The sequence below is a fragment of the Gimibacter soli genome (assembly GCF_028463845.1).
In the GTDB taxonomy this organism is placed as follows: Bacteria; Pseudomonadota; Alphaproteobacteria; order Sphingomonadales; family Kordiimonadaceae; genus Gimibacter; species Gimibacter soli.
In genome coordinates, this window is the sequence record NZ_CP116805.1 from 3,215,614 (window position 1) to 3,239,778 (window position 24,165).

At 61.9% G+C, this 24,165-nt stretch carries 19 protein-coding genes; 15 read left to right on the plus strand and 4 right to left on the minus strand.

The features are described from left to right. Entirely contained in the window at positions 1-1,371 is a 1,371-nt protein-coding gene (locus PH603_RS14840) for a formimidoylglutamate deiminase (protein ID WP_289503439.1), read from the minus strand. A gap of 101 nt (positions 1,372-1,472) precedes the next feature. Here PH603_RS14840 and hutI point away from each other — a divergent pair, with 101 nt between their 5' ends. Next, entirely contained in the window at positions 1,473-2,690 is a 1,218-nt protein-coding gene (hutI, locus tag PH603_RS14845) for an imidazolonepropionase (RefSeq protein WP_289503441.1), read from the plus strand. Here the strand turns inward: hutI and PH603_RS14850 are convergent. Continuing rightward, the gene (locus tag PH603_RS14850; RefSeq protein ID WP_289503442.1) at positions 2,687-4,252 is read right to left on the minus strand and encodes a hypothetical protein; all 1,566 of its coding nucleotides are present in this window, start codon (positions 4,250-4,252) and stop codon (positions 2,687-2,689) included. The two genes, hutI and PH603_RS14850, sit on opposite strands and share 4 nt — an antisense overlap. Positions 4,253-4,365: 113 nt before the next feature. Here PH603_RS14850 and PH603_RS14855 point away from each other — a divergent pair, with 113 nt between their 5' ends. The 9 genes from PH603_RS14855 (at position 4,366) to PH603_RS14895 (ending at position 16,656) form a co-directional block, all read left to right on the plus strand. Next, positions 4,366-5,880, plus strand: a complete 1,515-nt coding sequence (locus PH603_RS14855; protein ID WP_289503443.1) for a UbiD family decarboxylase — start codon at positions 4,366-4,368, stop codon at positions 5,878-5,880. Positions 5,881-6,078: 198 nt separating this feature from the next. Continuing rightward, the gene (locus tag PH603_RS14860) at positions 6,079-6,942 is read left to right on the plus strand and encodes a substrate-binding periplasmic protein (RefSeq protein ID WP_289503445.1); all 864 of its coding nucleotides are present in this window, start codon (positions 6,079-6,081) and stop codon (positions 6,940-6,942) included. A 45-nt stretch (positions 6,943-6,987) separates the two neighbouring features. Further along, positions 6,988-10,026 carry a TonB-dependent receptor plug domain-containing protein gene (locus PH603_RS14865; protein WP_289503447.1) on the plus strand — a complete coding sequence of 1,013 codons (3,039 nt, stop codon included), beginning with the start codon at positions 6,988-6,990 and terminating at the stop codon, positions 10,024-10,026. Between the two features lie 181 nt (positions 10,027-10,207). Further along, on the plus strand, positions 10,208-10,801 hold the full coding sequence (locus PH603_RS14870) for a hypothetical protein (protein ID WP_289503450.1): 594 nt from the start codon (positions 10,208-10,210) through the stop codon (positions 10,799-10,801). An 89-nt stretch (positions 10,802-10,890) separates the two neighbouring features. After that, the gene (locus PH603_RS14875; RefSeq protein WP_289503451.1) at positions 10,891-12,228 is read left to right on the plus strand and encodes a TldD/PmbA family protein; all 1,338 of its coding nucleotides are present in this window, start codon (positions 10,891-10,893) and stop codon (positions 12,226-12,228) included. A 42-nt stretch (positions 12,229-12,270) separates the two neighbouring features. Beyond that, positions 12,271-13,125: a 3'(2'),5'-bisphosphate nucleotidase CysQ gene (locus tag PH603_RS14880; protein ID WP_289503452.1), complete on the plus strand. Its 855-nt coding sequence runs from the start codon at positions 12,271-12,273 to the stop codon at positions 13,123-13,125. A gap of 73 nt (positions 13,126-13,198) precedes the next feature. Further along, positions 13,199-14,122 carry a bile acid:sodium symporter family protein gene (locus tag PH603_RS14885; RefSeq protein WP_289503455.1) on the plus strand — a complete coding sequence of 308 codons (924 nt, stop codon included), beginning with the start codon at positions 13,199-13,201 and terminating at the stop codon, positions 14,120-14,122. A gap of 3 nt (positions 14,123-14,125) precedes the next feature. Then, a complete protein-coding gene (locus PH603_RS14890) occupies positions 14,126-15,907 on the plus strand; it encodes an N-acyl-D-amino-acid deacylase family protein (RefSeq protein ID WP_289503456.1) in 1,782 nt (593 codons plus the stop codon). Continuing rightward, a complete protein-coding gene (locus tag PH603_RS14895) occupies positions 15,907-16,656 on the plus strand; it encodes a sulfite exporter TauE/SafE family protein (protein ID WP_289503458.1) in 750 nt (249 codons plus the stop codon). Before PH603_RS14890 ends, PH603_RS14895 begins: the two co-directional genes overlap by 1 nt. 3 nt (positions 16,657-16,659) lie before the next feature. Here the strand turns inward: PH603_RS14895 and PH603_RS14900 are convergent, their stop codons facing one another. Continuing rightward, positions 16,660-17,373, minus strand: coding sequence for a PEPxxWA-CTERM sorting domain-containing protein (locus PH603_RS14900; RefSeq protein ID WP_434783311.1), 714 nt, complete (start codon positions 17,371-17,373; stop codon positions 16,660-16,662). 325 nt (positions 17,374-17,698) lie between these two features. Next, entirely contained in the window at positions 17,699-19,087 is a 1,389-nt protein-coding gene (locus PH603_RS14905; RefSeq protein ID WP_289503460.1) for a glutamine synthetase family protein, read from the minus strand. 187 nt (positions 19,088-19,274) lie between these two features. Here PH603_RS14905 and PH603_RS14910 point away from each other — a divergent pair, with 187 nt between their 5' ends. The 5 genes from PH603_RS14910 (at position 19,275) to PH603_RS14930 (ending at position 24,159) form a co-directional block, all read left to right on the plus strand. Continuing rightward, positions 19,275-20,150 (plus strand): TrmH family RNA methyltransferase, encoded by an 876-nt coding sequence (locus tag PH603_RS14910; protein WP_289503461.1) that lies wholly within the window; start codon positions 19,275-19,277, stop codon positions 20,148-20,150. Between the two features lie 111 nt (positions 20,151-20,261). After that, positions 20,262-20,780 (plus strand): hypothetical protein, encoded by a 519-nt coding sequence (locus PH603_RS14915; protein ID WP_289503462.1) that lies wholly within the window; start codon positions 20,262-20,264, stop codon positions 20,778-20,780. A gap of 81 nt (positions 20,781-20,861) precedes the next feature. Then, positions 20,862-21,785, plus strand: coding sequence for a hydroxymethylglutaryl-CoA lyase (locus PH603_RS14920; RefSeq protein WP_289503464.1), 924 nt, complete (start codon positions 20,862-20,864; stop codon positions 21,783-21,785). Then, complete coding sequence (locus PH603_RS14925) at positions 21,782-23,014, plus strand: molybdopterin molybdotransferase MoeA (protein WP_289503466.1); 1,233 nt, start codon at positions 21,782-21,784, stop codon at positions 23,012-23,014. The genes PH603_RS14920 and PH603_RS14925 overlap by 4 nt, the downstream gene beginning before the upstream one ends. 68 nt (positions 23,015-23,082) lie before the next feature. Next, positions 23,083-24,159, plus strand: coding sequence for a LacI family DNA-binding transcriptional regulator (locus tag PH603_RS14930; RefSeq protein WP_289503468.1), 1,077 nt, complete (start codon positions 23,083-23,085; stop codon positions 24,157-24,159). Positions 24,160-24,165 lie beyond the last annotated feature (6 nt).

Below are 24,165 nucleotides of genomic sequence, written 5' to 3' on the forward strand. Positions count from 1 at the left end.
TCAGTCCTCCAGTTCCAGAAGCGCAGCCAGCCGCTCGAGCGTTGCCCGGAAGCGCCCCATGATTTCGTCTTCGCGTTTGTGCCGGCCCTCGCTGATCAGCCAGTCGCCCGCCCGCATCACATGAGTGATGCCGATGGGCGCACCCCGGAACACGAAGGCATCGGCCACCTGCCCGTAGCGCGGCCCGGCAAGGGCCGGCGCGTCAGCATCGAGCACGATAAGGTCAGCCCGTTTGCCAACCTCGATCTCGCCGCCATTGATACCGAGTGCCGCGGCACCACCCGCCGCCGCCCGCGCCCACAGGCGCTCGCCCGTGTGGCCGCCAGTGCGCGGTGCCAGAACCGTGCGTTCGCGGCGGAACAGGCGCTGGCCATATTCGAGAAGGCGAAGCTCCTCGCGCGGATCGATACTGACATGACTGTCCGACCCGATGGCAAAGCGTCCACCGGCGTTCAGATAGTCAAAGGCCGGGAAAAGCCCATCGCCAAGATTGGCTTCGGTGGTGGGGCAAAGGCCAGCAATCGCGCCGCGCTCGATCATGCCTTTCCACTCCGCCTCCGAAACGTGTGTTGCGTGGATGAGGCACCAGCGGGCATCGACCGGCAGGTGATCGAGCATCCATTCGACCGGACGCTTGCCGGAATATTTGAGACTGGCTTCCACCTCGCGCAGTTGCTCGGCCACATGGATATGCACGGGGGCACCGGGCGAAAGCGCGTCCATCACCGCAATCGTCGGCTCGAAACTGTCGGGCTTCACGGCACGCAGCGAATGGAAGGCAAGGCCGAGCTTCGCCTCTCCGGTCTGCTTGCCCGCCACATGATGCAGAAAGCCCGCGAATTCGGTGGCGCTGTGCAGGAAGGGGCGCTGCCCATCGGTGGGGGCCGCACCGCCAAAGTCGGAGGCTTCGTAAAGAACCGGCATATGCAGCAGCGAGATGCCGGTTTCCGCCGCCGCCGCGAAAATCGCGTCCGACATTTCAGCCGCATGATCGAGGTGGCTGTGGTGCAGATAATGGAATTCGGCAACAGCACCATAGCCCGCCTTCAGCATCTCGAGATAAAGGCCGGCGGCGATATCCTTCAGCGTCGATGGTGTCATCAGGCGGGCGGCCTGATACATCAGCGTCCGCCATGTCCAGAAATCCGAGGTGCCCATCGTGTAATATTCGGTAAGGCCCGCCACAACACGCTGGAACGCATGGCTATGGACGTTCGCCATCGCAGGCAGCACCGGGCCGTAAACCGTTTCGGCAAGCTCCGGCGCCGCGCCCGTTTCGATCATCGAAATACAGCCGGCATCCACATGCAGACGCACATTTTCAGCCCAGTCGCGCCCCAGCAGGGCCGATTTGAAGAAATAGGATGGCATGGGAATCCCTCTTGCTTGTATATACAGGTTTATACAAGGCCTCTTTCCTGTCAAGCCATGTCCATGCTAGGCAGGTGAAAACCGACCGACCGGAGTGACCGATGCCCGTGTTTGACCGCCTGATCCGCGATGTGACCCTTGCCACCATGACCGGGGGCGGCGCGCCTTATGGCCTGATCGAGCAGGCGGCAGTCGGCATCACGGATGGCCGGATCAGCTTTGCGGGACCGGGGTCCGCCGTCCCCAAGGATGCCATCACGCCGGAAACGCAAGTGGAAAGCCAGCCGGGCCATCTTCTGGCCCCCGGCCTGATCGACTGCCACACCCATCTGGTATTTGCGGGCAACCGCGCGAACGAGTTTGAAGCGCGGCTGACGGGCGTCAGCTATGCCGATATCGCCAAGGCGGGCGGCGGCATCAAGGCCAGCGTCGCTGCCACCCGCGCCGCAAGCGAAGACGAGCTTGTCGCACTTGCCCTGCCCCGGCTCGCCCGTCTGAAAGCAGGCGGGGTGACGACGATCGAAATCAAATCCGGCTATGGCCTCACGCTTGAGGACGAACTGAAGATGCTGCGGGCCGCCATCCGGCTGGAGGAAGAAACCGGCGTAACGGTGCTGACCACGCTTCTCGCCGCCCATGCCATGCCGCCCGAATATGCCGACCGCGCCGACGCCTATGTCGATCATATCTGCGCCGAGATCATCCCGGCGGCTGCCGAGCTGGCCGATGCGGTGGACGCTTACTGCGAGACCATCGCCTTCAGCCCCGAACAGGTGAAGCGCATCTTCGCCCACGCCATCGCCGAAGGCATGGATGTGAAACTGCATGCCGACCAGTTGTCGAACCTCGAAGGCGGGGCGCTTGCCGCCGAATATGGCGCGCTTTCAGCCGACCATCTGGAATATCTGAGCGACGCCGGTGTAGCTGCAATGGCGGAAGCCGGCACCGTTGCCGTGCTGCTACCCGGCGCCTTTTATAACCTTCGGGAAAAGACCCTGCCGCCTGTTGAGAAGCTCCGCGCCGCCGGCGTGCCGATGGCAATCGCAACAGATATGAACCCCGGCACCTCGCCAGTTGCCGACCTTGCCCTGATGCCCCACATGGCCTGCACGCTTTTCGGCCTGACGCCCGAAGAAGCCCTCGCTGGTGTCACCATCAACGCCGCCCGCGCGCTCGGGATCGAGGATGATCGTGGCAGTATCGAGGAAGGCAAGGCCGCTGACCTTTGCCTCTATCCCGTATCGCATCCGCGCGATCTTGTTTACTGGATTGGCGGCGTGAAGCCCGTGAAGGTCATCAAGGACGGCGAGGACTTCTAGTTCCGCGCCCACCAGGCGCGCGGCAACGGCCAGTCGCCGATCCGGCCCACGGGTTCGACCCGTGCTTCCACAAACGGCTGCACCGAATATTCGCTGAGGCGCTGGGCAAGCAGCGCCGCCCGCGGTGTTTCCCCGCCGATCTGGTTATAACGATTGAGGGCAGCGAGCGTCTCACTTGCCCCTTCTGCGTCGGCAAGCCCCAGCTGCACGGCGTGATCCAGAAGGGCAGTGTCGTTCAGGCAAAGGGCGGCGCGGCGCACGGCGCGGTAAGCGCGCCCCCCGGAATTGACCAGAATGTCCAGCCGCTGCCGCGCCTCGGTGCCCCGGTTCATTTCCTCAAGCGCACAGATGCCGGTGGCAACCGCGAGTGCCCTGTCAGTCGGCAGGATCATCGCATCCTCAAGCGCTGCCAGCCGGTCGGCCAGTTCAAGCGCTTCCTTGTCTTCCGCCATCAGCCACAGCAGCTGCGTGGCCTCCGCCCCCATGGTGGCGAAAACCCGGCCTTCGGTCATATCGAATTTTGCCAGCGCGCGAACCGTGGCAAGCGCGATATCGGTTTTGCCCGATTGCAGATGCGCCTTGGCATGCAGGATCGCCACTTCAAGCTCCGACCGGGTGAAATCGGCAGTTGGCGACAGGACAGGCAGATAGCCGCTTGTCAGCGACGCTGCATCTTCGGCCATCCCCGCAGCCAGCAGGGCCTCGCCAAGGATCACAACCGGCACCAGATTGCCGTCGGCGCGGCTGGCGTTCCCCATGGCAGAGATAAACTCGAGCGCTGCGCGGCGGGGCATATTCTGGGGCACGAACATATCGGCCAGTTCGCTGTCTGCCCATACGCCGACAAAACGCCGTTCCTGCCAGATGCGCATCACCTGCCGGGACCGCATCACCTGATCCAGAAGGATCGTCTTGGCGTTCGCCAGATCGCGGCGGCGCAGATAATCCGCTGCGAGATCAAGATAGAGCGTATCGATCCGCCCCCCATCCGAGCCGAAGCTGTAGCCGGCTTTCCAAAGCCGGTCGGCGATGGCGAGCGCGTCCTGCGGGAAGCCTGCAGCCACGCGGTCGCGCACCAGCATGGCAAGCGGTACGGCGGCGATGCGGTCGATATATTGCGGCCAGCCATCGATGATCGCGGTGTAGCTGGCGCCGTATTCACCCAGCATCGTCCCGTCACGGGTCAGCATCAGGACAGTGAGATGCGCTTCAAGCGGCGAGCGGACAAGAAGCATGTTCATGTCACGGTGCAGCCGTTCGCTTTGCCCGCTTACCCGCAGGGCATCAAGCCGCACGAAATGCAGAAAAGCCGTATCTTCGGGCGCCAGTTCGATATTGGCGGCAAGCGTGGATTCCGCGAGGCGCGCGGCGCCTTCGAAATCCTCGACATCGCGCAGCGAGCGGATGGCGGCAACGGGATTGTCCGGGGCACGGTGCTCAAATTCGAGCATCGAACTTTCATCATCGGGGCCGGTGATCTGATCGGAACTGGAGTCCTGCGCCGCAACATGCGGAGCTAAAAGCGCCATGGCGATGATCAGACAGCCAAGATTGAGGCGCACGCGATAACCCCTTCAAAATCCCCTCAATTCTGATTAGCCGCTTTGCGTCCGCCGTGCAACTATCAGCATCAATTCACTGGCGGCGGGAAACACACTCTTTTATAACGCCTTCCATGGCTTACGATTCGCTCAGAGACTTTATCGAACGGCTGGAAACCGAGGGCAGGCTTGTCCGGGTGACGGCACCTGTTTCCACCGAACTCGAGATGACCGAGATCCAGACACGGGTGCTGGCCGAAGGCGGCCCTGCGATCCTTTTCGAGAATGTGGTGAACGAAAAAGGCGAGAAGGCTTCGATGCCGGTCCTCGTCAACCTGTTCGGCACTGTCGAACGCGTGGCGTGGGGCATGAACCGTGAGCCCGCGGAGCTTCGCGAGGTTGGCGAAACGCTTGCTTTCCTCCGCCAGCCCGAGCCGCCAAAGGGCGTGAAGCAAGCGCTTGAAATGCTGCCGCTTGCCAAACAGGTCCTTTCGATGCGGCCCAAAACCGTGAAGAAAGCACCGGTGCAGGAAGTGGTGCTGACAGGCGACGATATCGACCTCGACACGCTGCCGATCCAGACCTGCTGGCCGGGAGAACCGGCGCCGCTCATCACCTGGCCGCTTGTTGTCACCAAAGGCCCGTCTGACGCCCGCGAGGATGCCTTCAACCTCGGCATCTACCGGATGCAGAAGCTTTCCAAAAACGAGACCCTGATGCGCTGGCTGAAGCATCGGGGCGGCGCCCAGCAATATGCCCGCTGGAAAAAGGAAAAGCGCGAGCCCGTACCGGCCGCCGTTGTGATCGGCGCTGACCCGGGCACCATCCTTGCCGCCGTCACGCCCGTGCCCGATACCCTCAGCGAATATCACTTCGCCGGACTGCTTCGCGGCAAGCGGGTGGAGCTTGTCGACTGCAAGACCGTGCCCCTGAAGGTGCCGGCCACCGCCGAAATCGTGCTTGAAGGCTATGTCAGCCTTGATGATTACCGCGACGAAGGCCCTTACGGCGATCACACCGGTTATTATAATTCGGTCGAGAAATTCCCGGTCTTCACAATTACCGCCATCACCATGCGGAAAGACCCGATCTATCTTTCGACCTACACGGGCCGCCCGCCGGATGAGCCGAGCGTGCTGGGTGAAGCATTGAACGAAGTCTTCATCCCCTTGCTGCAGCAACAGTTCCCCGAAATCACCGATTTCTGGCTACCACCCGAAGGCTGCAGCTACCGGATTGCCGTGGTTTCGATGAAGAAGGCCTATGCCGGGCACGCCCGCCGCGTGATGATGGGTGTCTGGTCCTTCCTCCGGCAGTTTGTTTACACCAAGTTCGTGATCGTGGTGGACGACGATATCGACGCGCGCGACTGGAAGGATGTGATGTGGGCCATGTCCACCCGCATGGACCCGGTGCGCGATATTGTGACCGTGGAAAACACGCCGATCGACTATCTCGATTTCGCGAGCCCGGTTTCGGGCCTTGGCGGCAAGCTGGGGCTGGATGCCACCAACAAGCTGCCGGGCGAAAGCGACCGCGAATGGGGCCGCGAGATCGCCATGGATGACGCGGTGGTGGACCGGGTCGATTCCCTCTGGTCGTCGCTCGGGCTGCCGGGCAGCGGGCGTTCCATCTGGAAAAAACGCTGAGCAACTGCGGTTCTTTCTTCGCTGGTTGATCCCTTTGCCGGCATATGGTTAGTTTCCCTGTTCCGAATCGCCCCGACCTTTTCTGCCAAAAGGCCGCATCGGGGGACGATGCGTGGCGATTTCAGGAATGGGAAGAGATAGAGCCCGGCGTTAACAGGGCCTTCATGGGGGAATATCGAATGTCCAGTAGAAACGGACATGGAACGCGGTTTCACTGTCCGTATTGGACGGGTGCGTATGCTTCCGCGCTGTTGCCCGCCTCCCGGCAAACGGTTTCAGTGTTCCGAGGACCCGATGTTTTCATTTGATGTTGTGATCAGGAAAATTGCCCTGCTAGCCTGCGTCGGCTGGTCTTTCGCCGCCATGGCGGATGAGCCCCTGGGTGAAAAGCTGCGCGTGCTGCGGCAGGATTCGGTGCCGAAATACGGCCTCTACCCGAGCGAACCCGGCCTTTGCGACGAGATTTACAGCGCCATCGGCGCCGAACTCGCGAGCGAAGGCGTGAATCTGGAAGTCAATCCACAGCGCTTGCCGATCCAGCGGATCGTTGCCCTCCTCTTGCGCGGCGACGCCGATGCCTATTGCGGTGCCGGCACCACCGAGAAGCGCGAAGAGACCTTCACCTATTCCGCCCTGCCCGTTTACCACACCCGCAATGTGCTGGTCGCGCGCGTCAACGACCCGTTGCAGCCGAAGCATCTTGAGGATCTGGTGGGCACCGGCGAGCCTGTGATGGCCTTTTTCGGCACCTCGGCCGCCGCCAAACTGAAGGCGGTGGACGGGCTGATGGTCGATGATGGTTTCTCGGATGTTGCTGCCACGCTGAAGCTGCTGGCATCGAAAAGCCGCTACCGATTCTTCTATTATCACGACCTTGGCGTTGAATATCTGATTCAGGAACACAAGTTGCCGTTGAAGGTCATCTATCTTGACGCGCCCGCGATTCCACAATGGATGATTTATTCGCCCACTCTCGATGCGGGAATTCGATCAAAAGTCGAACAAATTATTGCGAGATTGTCAGAAGACGGTACGCTCGACACAATCAATAAGCGTTATTAGAGCAGCCGGTTACTTCACTGGCCGCTGAAACGGGCCAGGGTTTTCATGTCGTACAAGTTTCGTTTAACCGGGACCGTCTCGCTTTTCGCACTGTTCGCGCCGCTGCCCCATGCAGCCCAGGCGGACGATATAGTCGAGGAAATCGAGATCACCGGCACCCGCCTCAGCCAGATCGGCGCAGGCAAACTGCTTCCCGTGCTGGAAGTGGACCGCGCTGCTATCGAAGCAACTGGTGCCTTTTCCGCCGACGAGGTTTTCCGCACCCTGCCGATGAGCGACTTTGTCGGCTTCCAGAACCAGAATACCGTGGGCGGTGTAAACTCGGTGCGCGGCGATGCGGCATCGGTCAACCTGCGCGGCCTTGGCACCGGCAACACGCTCCTGTTGATGAACGGCCGGCGCATGGTCATGAACCCGACCTTCCAGACGGAAGCGCTGGTCCCCGTTATGACCCCGAACGCCAACAGCCTGCCGCTTGAAGCACTTTCAAGCCTGCGTGTGCTGAAGGATGGCGGCAGCGCCATTTACGGCGCCGATGCGGTGGCAGGCGTCGTGGATGCCCAGTTCACCAACGATGTGGATGGTGTCACCCTCAAGGCGCGCTACGGCCTGTCGGACGGCACCGACTATCACGAGGCCGACTTCAGCGTGAAGGCAGGCGACGATTTCGCCGGCGGGCGCGGGCATGTCAGCCTTTATGCAAGTTACAGCCGCGCCAACAGCGTGCGGACAAGTGCGCGCGACTATGCCGCCTCGTCCGACATGCGGCGCTTCCTTGAAGGCACCCCGTTCGAAGGCGACGGCAGCTTCAACATGACAAACGTTTCAAGCCCGTGGGCGGAGCTTGATATCGTGCAGAATGTGGTGCCGACCCTGAACGGCACGCCGATTGCCAACAGCTCCGGCGTTTTCCACATCCAGCCCGCCACCAACAGCGGCTGCGTCGCGCAGCTTTCGGGCGGCATCTGTATCGACGACGGCACGCTGTCGTCATCCGACAGCGCTGACGGCGACCGCAATCTTTTCTACGACATCATGTCGGGCTGGACGCTGATCCCGAAAGTGGAACGCGTGAATGCGCTGGCGCTTGTTGATTATCAGATCACCGACGAGATCAGCTTCTACGGCGAGGCCGCCTATTATGGATCGAGCTCGGTACGCAACCGCGAGCCTGCCTCGATGCTGTCCACCGCGCGGGTGATCGTGCCGAAGGAAAACTACTGGAACCCGCTTGGCGCCACCACGCTCGCGGATGGCAGCCCGAACCCCAACCGGATCGCCGGCCTTGTGGGCGTACCCGACGAAGGGCTTGATGTCGCGCTCAGGAACTACCGGATCACCGATACGGGTGAGCGCACCATCGATGCCGATGCCGACAGCTACCGCCTGCTGGCGGGCCTCAAGGGCAAGCTCGGCAGCTGGCACTGGGATAGTGCTGCCCTCTATTCCCGCGCGACGACGACCGACATCACCCACAACCGGGTTTCAAACACGCTTTTGCAGGCTGCCCTCGCCGACATCACGCCGAGCGCCTACAACCCGTTCAACGGCGGCAGCCTGACAACCCCTTCCATCGGCGACGACACGCCGAGCCCCGAGGCTGCCCTTGACCGCATCACCATCGATGTGCGCCGCAAGGGTGTCGCCACACTCGCAATGGGCGATATCCACCTGACGAATGACGCGCTCTTCCAGTTGCCGGGTGGCGGCGTGGGCCTTTCGGTCGGCGGTGAAGTGCGCCGGGAAAGCTATTCCGACGACCGCGACGACCGGCTGGATGGCACCGTCATCTTCACCGACATGGTCTCGGGCGCCATCAGCGAATCCGATGTGGTGAGCTCCAGCCCCACCGCAGACACCGGCGGCCACCGCACGGTAACCTCGGCCTACAGCGAGCTTGCCGTTCCGCTTGTCTCGCCCGACATGAACATTCCGTTTGTTGAAGCCGCGACCCTGCAGTTTGCCGGCCGGTTCGAGCATTTCTCGGATGTGGGCGACACCTGGACGCCGAAGGTGGCAGGCGCATGGACGGTCACGCCCGGCCTCACCGTCCGGGCCTCATGGTCCGAAGGCTTCCGCGCACCGAACCTGGTGCAGATCCATGATGCGGGCGTCAGCCGCGTGAACAACCGGCTGGATTATGTGCGCTGCGACGCGCTGGTACAGCAGGGCCAGATCACCGGGATCGACCAATGCGCCGCCACCGGCACGCTTTCCACCCGGTCGGGCTCGGAAACGCTGCAGCCCGAGAAATCGGAAAACACCTCGATCGGGTTGCTGATCGAACCCGTGGCCCTGCCCGGCTTCCGCTTCAGCATCGACCGCTGGACGATCCGCCAGACCGACATCGTTGGCGTGTTCGGGGATCAGAACCATCTGGCGCTGGATTATCTGCGGCGCCAGCAGGGCTCATCGAACCCCGATGTGGTGCGCGCGGCCCCGACGGCGGCCGACATCGCGCTTTTTGCGGGCACCGGCCTGACACCTGCGGGCGAAGTGCTCTCTGTCGCTGACACCTATGTGAATATGGACGCGCGCCGTGTGGCGGGCATCGATATCAGCGCGTCCTACCGCCATGAAATGCAGGACGGCGCGACGCTCGATCTCAGCTTCAATGCCTCGCGCTATACGAAGTTCGAACAGGAAGCGGGCGAGCGCAGCCAGCAGCTTCTGGATGCCGTGGCCGCCGGCGACCTGCCGGGCGATGTGACGCCCACAGGCTTCGGCGATATCCTCGGCCTCGACGGCCGCGCCAAATGGCGCTGGAACGCCAACCTCGCCTATGCGCGTGGGCCCTGGAGCGCCGGGCTTTTCGCCACCTATATCGGCTCCTTCAAGGATACGACTTCGGTGAATGATGAAACCGGCGACTTCTGGAAAGTGGACAGCTGGCTCACCCTCAATGCCTCGCTCGGCTACGCCTTCACCGCCGACAACTGGCTGAAGGACACGGCGGTCAAGCTGTCGGTCACCAACCTCACCGACGAAGCCCCACCCCTCGCCCCTGAATCCTTCGGCTTCCACGGCAGCATGCACAATCCCAAAGGCCGCATGATCTACCTGACCCTGACGAAGGGATTTTGAGGCCTTCAATCTCGTCACCCCGGACCTGATCCGGGGTCCAGAGACTGGCCCACAATCACTGGATGCCGGATAGCGCCGCGCGATGCGCCAGCTGCGCAAACCGGCATGACGCATCGGTCTTGACCAGACCTGCGAGACGCCGCCTAATAAGAGACGAATTGCTATCATCAATTAGGCGCATATGTCAGAAACCGGCACCAAAGAGCCTTCGTTAATTGCCGCGATACTTGTCAGCGGATTGATCTTTCTATCTATCCTTGGCTCTTACAGTGCCGTCCTGACTGTCTGGGATCGCCCTTATTATGCGTTCGGGCATGACGAAACCATACTCTCATTTGTGGCTCGTGGATTTGCGCTGATCGCTGCTTTAACGACCCTGATGCGGTGGTCTGATCGATATACATCAGCATATTCAATCGTATCCTTCCGCGCGGTACTAGTAGGCTTCAATTTCCTATTGTTGTTTCAGGCATTTCTGAACGTCATGGCCTATCTGAACTCGACGGGCACCGAACGGAACTCATGGTCTGTCCCCAGCCAACCAAGCGTGGCCGAACCGCTTATAGCCATCAGCTACACGTTGCTCGTCATCAGCATTTCCCTTCCAGTGTTTTTAGGGCGCAAATCTCTAAAGCTGGTCTTTCTGTTTGTCCTATCGGGTCTGGCCGCGATCGGAATGAGTTTCGAAAAGACCGGCGACCCTGCGGGGCTTGTTTTGCTAATCTTTCTCCTATTGGCCGCCAGCCTTGCCGGGCGCCTCAACAATCAGGACTAGCTCCAGCCCCATCCCCCTTGCCCCCGCCCCCCTTTCTGTGGCTAAAGTAGCGGCAACGCTATTCTCCCGCCTTCAAGGACCCTTCCTTCATGACCGATACGCTGAATATCCTTGCCGACCTGATCGCTGCTGCGAAAAAGGGAGGGGCGGATGCGGCGGATGCCATTGCGGTGGAGGCCACCTCGCGCGGGGTTTCGTGGCGCGAAGGGCGACTTGAGGATGTGGAAGGCTCGGAAGGCGAGGATATCGGCCTCCGCGTGCTGATCGGCCGCCGTCAGGCTATCGTTTCCACCTCCGACCGGCGCCCTGAGAGCCTGAAGGCGATGGTCGCCCGCACGCTCGATATGGCCCGCGCGGTGCCCGAGGATGAATTTTGCGGCCTCGCGCCCGAGGAACTGCTGCTGAAAGGCCCGGCCCCCGCGCTGGACCTTCACGACCCGACCGAAATCTCGGCCGAGCGGCTGGGCGAAATGGCTGCCGAGGCCGAAGCCGCCGCGCGCGGTGTGGCGGGTGTCACGAATTCGGATGGCGGCGGCGCCAGTGCGGGCTCCTATGCCGTCACCCTGATGACAAGCCACGGCTTCGCCGGCGCCTACCGAGGCACCAGTTTTTCGGCTTCCGTATCTGCCGTGGCCGGCACAGGCACCGGCATGGAACGCGACTATGATTTCACCTCCGCCCGGCATTATGCTGACCTCAAAGGCATGGCTGATGTTGGCCGCAAGGCGGGCGAGCAGGCAGTGGCGCGGCTTGGCGCTGCCAAGCTGAAAAGCGGCTCGATGACCATCATCTTCTCGCCGCGCGTATCAAACAGCCTTGTCGGGCACCTTACCGGTGCCATCACCGGCACGGCGGTGGCGCGCGGCACCAGCTTCCTGAAAGACCAGAAAGGCAAGCCGGTTTTTGCACCCGGCGTGAATATCTTCGATGACCCGCTCATCGTGCGCGGCCTCAAATCCCGCCCGTTCGACGGCGAAGGCCTTGCCGTTGGCAAAAAGGCGCTGATCGAGGACGGGGTGCTCACCGGCTGGCTGCATAACGCCGCTTCCGCCCGGCAGCTGAAGGAAAGCCTTACCGGCCATGCCTCGCGCGGCACATCCGGCCCGCCGGGTATCGCCACCAGCAACCTTTACCTCGCCCCCGGCGCCCTGTCGCCCGAGGAACTGATGGCCGACATCACGGACGGCTTCTATGTCACCGAACTGATCGGCATGGGCGTGAACGGCGTGACCGGCGATTACAGCCGCGGTGCATCGGGTTTCCGCATCCGTAACGGGCAGATCGAGGGCGCGGTGAACGAGGTGACGATCGCCTCCAACCTTAAGGAAATGTTCAGGCGTATGGTGGTAGCTTCGGATCTTGAGTTCCGCTATGCGGTGAATGCCCCGACCGTCAGGATTGACGGCATGACAGTGGCCGGGGCCTGAATGCGCCAAGCGGTGAAGCAGAAAGCTTGAGGATCATCCGTCGTGTATCTGCCCGCCCTGCCCTTTGACGATAACAGCTGCCCCTGGAGCCTCGAGGACGATATTCGTCTCGTGCGGCAGGTGACCGAAGAAGCAGGCCGGATCGCCCTTTCCTATTTCGCGCGCGATTGCCGGGCGTGGGACAAGTCCCCCGACAACCCGGTTTCCGAAGCCGATCTGGCGGTAGATGAATTCCTGCGCACCACGCTGATGTCCAACCGCACCGGCTATGGCTGGCTTTCGGAAGAAACCGAGGACCAGCCGGAGCGCCTGCGCTGCGGCCGACTGTGGATCGTCGACCCCATCGATGGCACCCGCGCCTTCCTGCGCGGCGGCGATGACTGGGGGGTATCCGTTGCCCTCATCCAGGACGAACGCCCGGTGATCGCGGCGCTTTATGCGCCCGCCAAGGACGCCTTCTATTTTGCCGAGGCCGGCAAGGGCGCCACCAAGAACGGCAAGCCGATCATGGTGAACGAAACCCGCCACGTCACCGAAGCCCGCATGATGGGCGAGCCCTGCGCCTTCAAATCCGAAAAACTGTGGCCGACGCCGTGGCCCGACAGCATGTATGTGGAACAGGCCAACTCCATCGCGCTGCGCCTGTGCCAGATCGCCGATGGCCAGTTTGACGCCTGCGTCACGCTCCGCCCCAAGAATGACTGGGACATGGCCGCCGCCGACCTGATCTTGCGCGAAGCTGGCGGCACGGTGATGACAGGGCGTGGCAACAGCCTCATCTATAACCGCGAAAAGCCGCTGCATGACCATATCGTCGCGGCCTGCCCGACCCTGATCCCCGAGATCATGGAACGCGTCGAACCCGCCATAAAAGCCTGGTGTCATCTGGCTGCCTGATTAACCATCTTTCGCGCTTCCCATATCTGTACCGACCGGTCTAGGATAGCGACCGGGAGATTGGGAGGTTTTCTTGGAACGGGCAGTCGTTGAACTGGGTGCCGGGGCGCAGGCCCTGATGGCCTTTTCAATCGCTTTCACGATGTTTTCGGTGGCTCTTGGCCTGCGGCTGGCGCATTTCCGGCCGCTGGCAGCGCGTCCGCATGCGCTTCTCGCGGGCTATGCCACACAGCTGATCGGCCTGCCTCTCCTCACCCTTGCCCTCGTGTGGCTCATTCGCCCGGACCCGAGCCTCGCCTTCGGCATGATCCTGGTGGCAAGTTGCCCCGGCGGCAACGTCTCCAACTTCTACACCCTGATGGCGCGCGGCAATGTGGCCTATTCGGTGACGCTGACCGCGCTTTCAAGCGTGCTCGCAGCCCTCACCGTGCCCCTGTCGGTGCTGTTCTGGGGCGGGCTCTACCCGCCGGTTGCTGCTCTTCTCGATGAGATCGATATCAACGGCGCGAGCTTCCTGATGCAGACCGCGCTGATGCTCGGCCTGCCGCTGGTGCTTGGCATGACGCTCGCCGCGCGCTTCCCGAAGGCGACCGAACGCCACCGGCCGCTGGCGCTGCGTATCTCGCTCGCGCTGCTCCTTGGTATCGTCATTTTCGGGCTTTATACAAATGCCGGCCTGCTGGCAGAATACTGGACAGATATCGTGCCGCTGACGGCGGTGCATAACCTGCTGGCCTTCGCGCTTGGCGCCGGTGCGGGTGCCCTGTTCCTGCGCGATGCGGGCGACCGGCGGGCGCTCGCCTTCGAGGTCGGTATTCAAAACAGCGCGCTCGGCCTTGCAATTCTCATGACCCAGTTCGGCGGCATCGGCGGTGCCGTGATGCTGACGGCGACCTGGGGCATCTGGCATTTCATCGGCGGCTTTATCACGCTTGCCCTTTACCGTTTTGCGGATGCGCGCTTCTCGCGCCCGCTACATGCGACCCAAGGAGACTGACCCATGTATGACCTTCTGATCACCGGCGGCACGATTTTCGATGGCACGGGGGCGGCCGGCCGCAAGGCCGACGTTGCCGTGAAGGACGGCAAGATTGCCGCCGTCGGCGAAAATCTGGGCGCGGCCCGCCGCACCATCGATGCCACCGGCCATATCGTCACCCCCGGCTTTCTGGATGTGCATACCCATTATGACGGGCAGGTCTCGTGGGACGACAAGTTTGAACCTTCCTGCTACCACGGCGTGACCACCGCGGTGATGGGCTCGTGTGGTGTCGGCTTCGCGCCCGTGAAACCCACCGATCACCAGAAGCTGATCAGCCTGATGGAAGGCGTGGAGGAAATCCCCGGTGCGGCCCTTGCCGAAGGCCTCACCTGGAACTGGGAATCCGTGCCGGATTATATGAATGCCATCGATTTCCCGCATGCCATCGATTTCGCGGTGCAGGTGGTGCACGACCCTTTGCGCATGTATGTGATGGGCGACCGCGCGGTCGTGAACGAACCGGCGACCCCCGCCGACATTGCCGAGATGAAGCGCCTGACGCGCGAGGCGCTGGAGGCCGGTGCTGTAGGGCTTTCCATCGGCCGGTCGGACGTGCACCGCACATCGGAAGGCCAGTGGACGCCCTCGTCCGAAGCCGGCAAGGATGAACTCGCCGGCCTCGCCGAAGCCTTCCGGGGCCTCGACCACGGCGTGCTGCAGGCGGTGAACGATTTCGATCTGGAACGCGATGACCCGAACGCTTTCGAGTATGAGTTCGACCTTCTCGAGGCCTTTGTCGAGGCGTCGGGCGGCAGGCCCTTCTCGATTTCGCTGATGCAGCGCGATTTTGCCCCCAAACAGTGGAAAGACATCATCGCACGCGGCGAGGCGGCCAAGGCGCGCGGGCTCGATATGCATTTCCAGGTGGCGCCGCGCGGCATTGGCGTGACGCTTGGCCTCACCTGCACCTTCCATCCCTTCATGGGTTTCCCGAGCTACAAGAAGATCAGCCACCTGCCCATCGAAGAACGTGTGAAAGTGATGCGCGACTCCGCCTTCAAGGCGCAGATGCTGTCGGAAAAGCCCGACCAGCTGGCCGGGGACGGCACGCCGATCCCGCCCCTCGCCGACAAGCTCCTCGGCATGATCGATTTTGTCAGCTGCAAGCTTTTCCGGCTGGGTGACAATCCGGACTATGAACAGTCGCCCGAAACCTCGGTTTACAAGCTGGCGGTCGCCGACGGCGTGATGCCCATCGAAAAGATCTATGATCTGCTCCTCGAGGACGACGGCCACGCCTTCCTCTATTTCCCGATCTATAATTACACCGATCTCAACTTCAATGCGGTCGAGACCATGCTGAAGCATCCGCAGTCGATCATGGGGCTTTCGGATGGCGGCGCCCATGTGGGCACGGTGTGCGACAGCAGCTTCCCGAGCTATATGCTGGCCCACTGGTCGCGCGACCGCAGCCGGGGCGGCAAGCTTGAACTTGCGGAAGCCATCCGCAAGCTGACGTCCGAGCTTGCCGACTATATGGGCTTTGCGGATCGCGGCCGGATCGAGGTGGGCAAGAAGGCTGACCTCAATGTCATCGACTATGAGGGCCTTAAGCTTCTGGCCCCGCGCATGGTTCATGACTTGCCTGCAGGCGGCGCACGCCTTATCCAGAAGGCCAAGGGCTACAAGGCAACCATCGTCTCGGGCGAAGTGATCGTCGAGGACGGGGTGCTGACGGATGCCCGGCCAGGCCGTCTGGTACGTGGCGGCGCACAAGGAAAAGAGAAAGCCGCTGCCTGATGCAGGATATGCCGTTCGATGTTGTTTCCGCCGTCTTCATGATGGCGGCTGTGTTCCTTTCGTCCATCCTGCGCGCCTTCACGGGCTTCGGCTTCGCGCTTGCCGCCATCCCGGTGCTGGCGCTTTTCCTGCCGCCGTCGACGACCGTTGCGGTCGTCGCGTCGCTCACGCTTCTTGTCAGCCTGCAAACGGTGAAGGAATTCTGGGACCCGGTGGAGGTAAAACGCTCCGCCGGGATGATCGGCGCCAGCATCCTTGGCACGGCGGCGGGGGCGGTGTTCCTCGGGATGCTGTCCGTGTCGCTGTTCCAGCTGATTGTCGGGGTCACCGTGATCGCGGCAAGCCTGATGCTGAATTTCGCACATCCGAAGGAACGTGAAGTCGGCAGCGGCCTCAAGGCTTTGATCGGCTTCCTGTCGGGCATCATGAACGGGCTGCTGGCCATTCCCGGCCCGCCCGTCATCATCTATGCACTGTCGGCCTACGCGACACCGGCGCGCAGCCGCGGCTTCCTGATGATCTTCTTCCTGTTTTCAGCGGCCTTCGCGCTCACCGGTTTCGGCGTGCAGGGCTTCATCGGGGTGACCGAGCTGATGTATATCGCCGCCGCCTACCCGGCCATGTATGCCGGCAACCGCTTCGGCAACAAATGGTTCCAGACCCACGGCAGCGCCACCTACCGCCGCATCGCCAACGCCACCCTGCTGCTCATCGGCGTCAGCGCGGTGGCGAAGGCATTGGCGGGGTAAGGGTCAGGCTGCAAGCGCCCGACGACGACGGACAGCAAGGCCCGTAAGGCCGAAGCCCATGATCATCATCAGCCATGTGGCGGGTTCAGGGATTGCAGATACATCAGGCAGCCGTTCCATGGAGACGCTCCATAAACGAACTTTGCCGACCGCGTTTCCCTGACCATCTTTAAGATTGATGTACCCTTGGTAGACATTTTCACAGATGCCATTGAGCTTGTTTAAATGGTACGCATCTGCGCTATCAAACGTATCAGGATTGTAATTTGTGCATTCTATAGAAGACGCCGTTACAGTCAGTCCATTGGAGATCTGCTGATCTCCATCCGCATAGATTTGTATAAGATCGGCCGAGGAACTGGTTCCGCTAGTCCCATCATAGATGGCGACGTAAGAGCCAGCCAGCTCAGAAGGAGATGGATATGCCCCCAAATGTGTCCATGTCTGATCACCTACAGTCCACTCAATGGTATCATATAAATAGTGAGCCATAACATAATTATACGCTGAACCAGAGTACCAATTCACATACATCGCATCATCTACCATCTGCGTATCATCGAAGGTGAGAACAGCCCTGAAGGTAGTGTCGTATGGTGTATTGAAAAGTTGAGCCAGCTCCTCCCGATTATCGCCACTGTATGAAGCATCCCCAGTAAACACATAGGTGGCGGCATCCGCTGAAACACTGGCCGCGAGGGCGGTAAACACTGACAATAGTGAGTTCCGAAGCATCAAATTCCCCATGCGAGAAGCCCAGAGCGCTTTTCGCTTAAACTGCCTAACCATTTGAATTGGTGGACGGCTGCGCATCGCACACCGAAGTCACCTTTGCCTGACACAACCTCAAATATCAGTGCAACAATGGGGCGAGCAAGAGTAAATTTAATATATTTTTAATACTTTTCCTTGTCGCGGCGCCGAGGCGAGGGCAGCGCCATGACAAGGCAGACCCTTATGCCGGACCTGATCCGGCATCCATCCTTGCGGCGGCGAACATGGACCCCGGCCCGAAGGCCGGGGTGACGGGAACAGGCGTGGATTACACGCTCAAGAGCAGATGCTCGCGCTCCCAGCTTGAGATCACCTTGTTATAGGCGGCGATTTCGAGCGATTTGACCTCCACGAAGGCGTCCACGAAACGGCTGCCGAGCATGGCGCGGACGGCGTCTGATGCCGCCATGCGGGCCAGCGCTTCCGGCAGGTAGCGCGGCAGGGTGAAAGGCAGCTCGTGCGCGTCGCCCGGCACCACTTCTTCGGGCTCGATCTTTTCGATCAGGCCGATAAGGCCGCAGGCGAGCGTGGCGGCAAACGCGAGATAGGGGTTGCTGTCCACCCCCGGCAGGCGGTTTTCCACCCGGCGGGCATTGGGGCTTGAATGCGGAACCCGAAGCCCGCAGGTGCGGTTGTCACGGCCCCAGTGCAGATTGATCGGTGCGTCGCTCTCCAGCCGCATGCGGCGGAAGCTGTTGACGTTCGGATACATCAGCGGCGTCACCGCAGCCAGATGCTTCTGCAGGCCGCCGATATAGTGGTAAAGCGCCGGCGTATCCTCGCCCTTTTCATCGGCAAAGATGTTGCGTCCGGTTTTGATATCCACCAACGACTGGTGCACATGCATGGCCGAGCCCGGCTCGTCCTGGTGCGGCATCGCCATGAAGGTGGCATACATGCCGTCTTTCATCGCTGCCTGACGCACCATCCGCTTGAAAAGGAAGACCTGATCGGCGAGTTCGAGCGCGTCGCCGTGCGTGCAGTTGATCTCCAGCTGCGCCGGGCCTTGCTCGTGCGCCATTGTGCCGATCTTCTGGTGCATCACCTCGGCATAATCATAGATGCGGTTCACGACGGGGTCGAAATCGTTGGCGGCTTCGATGCCATAGGGCTGGCGGCCTGCTTCGCGGCGGCCCGTCAGGCCCACCGGCGGCACCAGCTTCAGGTCGGGGTCGATATTCTTCTCGACGAGATAAAATTCCAGCTCCGGCGCCACGATGGGCTTCAAGCCAAGGGCTGTGTATTTCGCGAGGATATTTTTCAGAAGGCTGCGGGCCGCGAAATCGACAAGCTCGCCGTCCTTGTTCTTCACGTCGCAGATGATCTGGGCGACCGGCTCGTCATACCAGGGCACCAGCCGCACGCTTGAAGGATCAGGGATCATGCGGACATCGGCATCGATCGTTTGCGCGACGGATTTTTCGTAATCATAGTCCCCGGTCACCGACTGGACGAGGACGGCTTCGGGCATGCGCAGGCCTTCGCTATCAAGGGCGGAGATGAACTCCTCGCGCGGGACGATCTTGCCGCGCATCACGCCATTGAGATCGGGGACAAGGCATTCCACCTCATCAACCCGGTGGCCGCGCAGCCACTGGATCAGGGCGGGGTTGCTGGTTGGGAAAGCCGAGCTATCGGCAGCAGACTGGTCATTCACGGAACACCTCTCGTGTGCGAGCCACCGAGCCATTTCGGCGGCTCCGGGTACGATAGGCGCACCAAATGTGATCACAATCAAGCAAATCCTTCTTAACGATCACCGTGAAAGCCTTGCATCACGGGCTGTTCAAGCCTGCCTTTCCCCGGTATGAAAGGCCAAAGACCCAGAAGGATTTGCACGCCCCATGACCCGTCCGCCCATCCCGTTTCCGCCGGCTCTCACCAGCACCCAGAATGCGCGGGTGAAGCATGCGAAGGAACTGCGGCTGAAGAAATACCGGCAGCGACACGGCGAATTTGTGGTGGAAGGCGAAACCTTCCTGCGGCAGGGCCTGAAGGCCGGCTTTACGCTAAAACAGGCTTTCGTGCTGGATACCGCCTTCGATAACCGCCTGATGGCTGATCTTTTCGAGCAGGCCGTGCTGGCGCCCAGAAACACGGTACTGACCAACAGCCATGTGCAGGCGGCGGTGGCGGGCAAGGATAATCCACAGCCGGTGATCGCCATTTTTGCCGAGCCGAAACCGGTGCTGGATGACCATCCGCTGGAGACCGGCCAGCTGTGGGTTGCCCTACAGGAACCCCGAGACCCCGGCAATGTGGGCACCGTGATCCGCACAGCAGATGCCGTGGGGGCGGACGGTGTGATCCTCCTTGGCCCCAGCGCCGACCCTTGGAGCAGCGACTGCGTGCGCGCTTCGGCGGGGTCGGTCTTCTCGCTGCCCGTCATCGGCGCGAGCCTTGAAGATTTCAACATCTGGCGCGCCGGTGGGCCCGAAAGCCAGTGCCTCGGCCTCGCGCTTGAGGGCAGCGAGCCTTACCAGAAGGCCAGCTACAGCGCGCCCCTCATCCTGATGGTCGGCAGCGAGGGCAGCGGCCTGCCGGACCGTTATATGGAAGCCTGCGACGGCCTTGTGCGCATCCCGATGCCGGGCATGGCAGAATCGCTCAATCTTGCGGTTTCCACCGCCGTGGTGCTTTATCATGCCGCAGGCGCGCTCGGGCGGCTCGACAGCGACGGCGTGAAGCGCTCGCCGCTCGCCTTCAAGAACACCAAATAAACGGGCGGAAACCGGTGGCCATTTAGCGCCTATTAACCGGTTTTCTATATGCTTCGATTCGGACCGGGGGGTCGGGATTGTTGCACATCGTTTGTATGTCCGGTGTTTACCTTGGCCAGTCGTTTCCTGAAGTTCCTCGCCGCATGGCAGAAAGCCCGCAAGGGCAAGATCGCCCCTTATCGTGGCGACCTCAGCGTTCTCAACATGATCGATGAATCGCGCCAGATCATCACGATCGACATGTCGCGCCGCTCTCCCCGCATCATGTTTGCAGGCTCGATTGCCTCGAAGGGGTTCGAGATGGACCCGATTGGCGAAGAGATGCGCAAGGTGATGTCGCCCGCGCTGATCGACCCCATCCTTGCCGACTTTGAAAAGATGCGGGCGGGCGACACCGGCATCGTTGGCACGTTCGGATATGCCAGCGAACAGAAACAGGCGACCATGCATTTCATCGCGCTGCCGCTGATGAACCACAAGGGCGAGACCAACCTTGCCATCGTTTACGGCATCCTGAGTGAAGCCGTCGCCAGCCGTGAAGACCTTTTTCCGCTGATGGCGAAGGCCAATATCTATCAGGCCGAAACCTTCCCGATCGAACCGCCCACGCGCCAGCGCAAGGCAAGTTGATAGGCCTGCCGCCACGCCCCTGTTGACCCGCCCGCCTTCCTGTCAGACGATGCCCCACCTGACAGCAAGGATTCGACTATCATGAGACCCGTTGAAATCGTCGAAGTGGGCGCCCGCGACGGCCTGCAGAACGAAAAAGTCCATTTCACCACCGAACAGAAACTGCAGCTGATCGGTGGTGCACTGAAGGCTGGCGTGAAGCGGCTGGAAGTCGCCAGTTTCGTTCACCCCAAGCTGGTGCCCCAGATGGCCGACGCCGAAGCGGTGATCGCGGCCCTGCCAGACCTCAAGGACGTCACCTATATCGGCCTTGTGCTGAACAAGCGCGGCCTTCTCCGCGCCTTTGACACGCGCGAGGGCAACAAGCGCGGCGTGGATGAAGCCGGCGCCGTTGCCGTGGCGACCGACACGTTCGGCCAGAAAAACCAGGGCCAGACGAGCGCGGAATCGGTGGCTGTGACGAAAGAGATCGTGCGCCTCGCCCGCGAGAATGGCATGGCCGCACAAGTCACCATTTCCACCGCCTTCGGCTGCCCGTTCGAGGGCCGGGTCGATCCCGCCCGGGTGATCGCCATGGCCGAAGATATCGCCGAAGCCGGGCCCCGCGAGATTGCGGTCGCCGACACCATCGGTGTCGCCAACCCGCGGGCCGTGTTTGATATGGTCACCCGCCTCCGCGAGCGCCTGCCGGGCCTGCCGATCCGGGCGCATTTCCACAACACCCGTGGCAGCGGCATCGCCAACGCCTGGGCGGCCTATCAGGCCGGCGCCGAGGTACTGGATGCCTCCATCGGCGGACTTGGCGGCTGCCCGTTTGCGCCAAAGGCCACCGGCAATATCGCCACTGAAGACCTTCTCTACATGCTCGAAGAATGCGGCGTGGATACCGGCGTCACGCTGGAAACACTGATCGAAACCGCGCGCTTTGTGGAAGGCGTGCTTGGCCGCCCGGTGCCCGCAGCCGTCACCCAGGCCGGTGGCTTCCCGGTCCCGCGCACCGAATGACGGGCGTCACCAAACTTTCCTACATGGAAGCGCTGCAGATCATTCGTGCAGCAGCGCGTTCCCTGCCCGCCATCACTGTGCCCCTCGGCCAAGCGACCGGGCTGGTGCTCGCCGCCGACGTGGTGGCGCTGAACGCCAACCCGATGTTCGATAATTCGGCGATGGACGGTTTTGCCCTGCGCGCGGCAGACGCGGCAGGTACTCGCCTCACCATCACCGGCACCATCGCAGCCGGCGACACCACAACACCTGCACCTGTTCGTGCGGGTGAAGCCGCTGCCATCATGACAGGGGCAAGAGTGCCCGAAGGTGCGGATACGGTCGTACCGGTCGAGGATACCGAACGCGACGGCGCCACGCTGATCCTGAAAGCACTGATTGAGGCTGGTCGTCATATCCGCAAGGCGGGATCGGATTTCAAGGAAGGCGATCTGCTGATGCCCATCGGCAGCCGGCTTGCCGCCAGCACCATCCCGGCGCTTGCTGCTGCCGGCATCGGCAAGGTGCAGGTCATCCGCCGCCCGGTGCTTGGCTGGATATCGACGGGCCGTGAGCTGGTGGACGACCCCGATGCCCCCCTCGCCCCCGGCCAGATCCGCAACAGTTCAGGTCCCTACGGCGCCGCGATCACCGCTGCCTTCGGATGTGACCTCGCGGCACAGCGCACCGTCGGCGACGACGGCGACAGCTTCCGCGCAGCGCTCGAGGCCATGCTGGAAGCCGGCATCGACATGGTTGTCTCCACCGGCGCTGTCTCGGTTGGCCAGTTCGATTTCGTGCGCAGCGTGCTTGAGGCCATGGGTGCCGAAATCCTGCTGCACCGGGTGAAGGTTCGCCCGGGCAAGCCCGTCCTGTTCGCGCGCCTGCCCGACGGACGCCCCTTCTTCGGCCTGCCCGGCAACCCGGCATCGACAGCCATGGGCTTCCGCATGTTTGTGGTGCCCTATCTGCGCGCCGCGATGGGGCTGCCTGCCGAGGTGCCCATCGTTGCCCGGCTGGCAGCAGAGGCCGCCGCACCTGAAGGGCTGACCGTTTTCCTGAAAGCCCGGCTTCGGCTTGGCGCCGATGGCGTGCTGGCCGCCACACCGCTTGCCGGCCAGGAATCATACAAGATCGCCCCGATGACCCGCATGAACGCCTGGCTAGTCCACCCCGAAGGCTGCGCCACGCTTGCCCCCGGCACGCTTGTCTCCTGTTATCCCGCAACCCCCGATTGGCTGACAGGGTAAAAAGCCGCTGGCCTTTGCCCTAAGCGCTTACTAGAGTGGACGGAAACCGTTTACCTTGAGGCAGGGACTTGGCCAGTTCAGACGAAAAGCCGGATGATTCCGACACCGGACTAGGGCGCCCCGGCGCGCGCCGCAAGCCCAAGATCACTATCAATGATATCGCCCGCATGGCCGGCGTTTCGAAGAAAACCGTGTCGCGCGTCATCAATGATGCAGCAACGGTAAAGGCCAGCACGCGCGACAAGATCAAGGCGCTGATCAAGGAATATGATTTCTCGCCCGACCCGCAGGCCCGCGCGCTTGCCTTCCGGCGGTCCTTCCTTGTCGCGATGATCTACGATAACCCGAGCCCGCAATATATCGTGAATATGCAGCGCGGCATTCTGGATGCACTGGCAGGATCAAGCTGCCAGCTGGTGATCCGCCCGTGCGACCGGAACGCCCCCGATTTTTACGACATGATCAGCGAGTTTATCGAGCAGCAGCGCTTGTTCGGTGCCGTGCTGCCGCCTTCGGTTTCCGAGGACGATCATATCGCCGAAATGCTGAGGGAGGCAGACTGCCCCTATGTAAGGATTGCCTCGGTGGAGCTTGACGAACCCCACCGCATGATCCGCACGCGGGAAGCGCACGGGGCCGCCGAAGCTGCCCGCCATCTGGCCCGGCTCGGCCACCGGCGCATCGCCCATATCCGGGGCCCGGAAAGCTTCCGGTCCTCGCACGAGCGCCTGCGCGGCTTCCAGGACGGCCTTTCGGAGTTTGGCCTGCACCTCAAGGACGATGACATCGTGTTTGGCGGCTATACCTACGAGACCGGCTATGAATGCGCCCGGCTGCTGCTCGCGAAGCCCGAACGCCCGACCGCGATCTTTGCCGGTAACGACGAAATGGCGCTGGGTGTTTACAAGGCCGCGCGCGAGATCGGCCTTACGGTCCCTGCAGACATTTCCGTTGTGGGCTTCGATGACACGCCGATTGCATCCCGCATTGCGCCTTACCTGACGACTGTTCACTCGCCCATCCGCGATATCGGCTATCTGGCCGGCAAGCTGCTGGTTGAAGGCCCCAAGGGCGCCAAGGGCGGCCTGACCTCGATCACGCCCGAACTTGTCGTCAGGGAATCGACCGCCGCCCCCGCCTTCTGATTTTCA

Bases quoted from the DNA above. Each gene is read 5' to 3' on its own strand.
- PH603_RS14840 (WP_289503439.1), bottom strand. From the start codon at position 1,371: ATGCCATCCTATTTCTTCAAATCGGCCCTGCTGGGGCGCGACTGGGCT.
- hutI (WP_289503441.1), top strand. From the start codon at position 1,473: ATGCCCGTGTTTGACCGCCTGATCCGCGATGTGACCCTTGCCACCATG.
- PH603_RS14855 (WP_289503443.1), top strand. From the start codon at position 4,366: ATGGCTTACGATTCGCTCAGAGACTTTATCGAACGGCTGGAAACCGAG.
- PH603_RS14860 (WP_289503445.1), top strand. From the start codon at position 6,079: ATGGAACGCGGTTTCACTGTCCGTATTGGACGGGTGCGTATGCTTCCG.
- PH603_RS14865 (WP_289503447.1), top strand. From the start codon at position 6,988: ATGTCGTACAAGTTTCGTTTAACCGGGACCGTCTCGCTTTTCGCACTG.
- PH603_RS14870 (WP_289503450.1), top strand. From the start codon at position 10,208: ATGTCAGAAACCGGCACCAAAGAGCCTTCGTTAATTGCCGCGATACTT.
- PH603_RS14875 (WP_289503451.1), top strand. From the start codon at position 10,891: ATGACCGATACGCTGAATATCCTTGCCGACCTGATCGCTGCTGCGAAA.
- PH603_RS14890 (WP_289503456.1), top strand. From the start codon at position 14,126: ATGTATGACCTTCTGATCACCGGCGGCACGATTTTCGATGGCACGGGG.
- PH603_RS14895 (WP_289503458.1), top strand. From the start codon at position 15,907: ATGCAGGATATGCCGTTCGATGTTGTTTCCGCCGTCTTCATGATGGCG.
- PH603_RS14910 (WP_289503461.1), top strand. From the start codon at position 19,275: ATGACCCGTCCGCCCATCCCGTTTCCGCCGGCTCTCACCAGCACCCAG.
- PH603_RS14920 (WP_289503464.1), top strand. From the start codon at position 20,862: ATGAGACCCGTTGAAATCGTCGAAGTGGGCGCCCGCGACGGCCTGCAG.
- PH603_RS14925 (WP_289503466.1), top strand. From the start codon at position 21,782: ATGACGGGCGTCACCAAACTTTCCTACATGGAAGCGCTGCAGATCATT.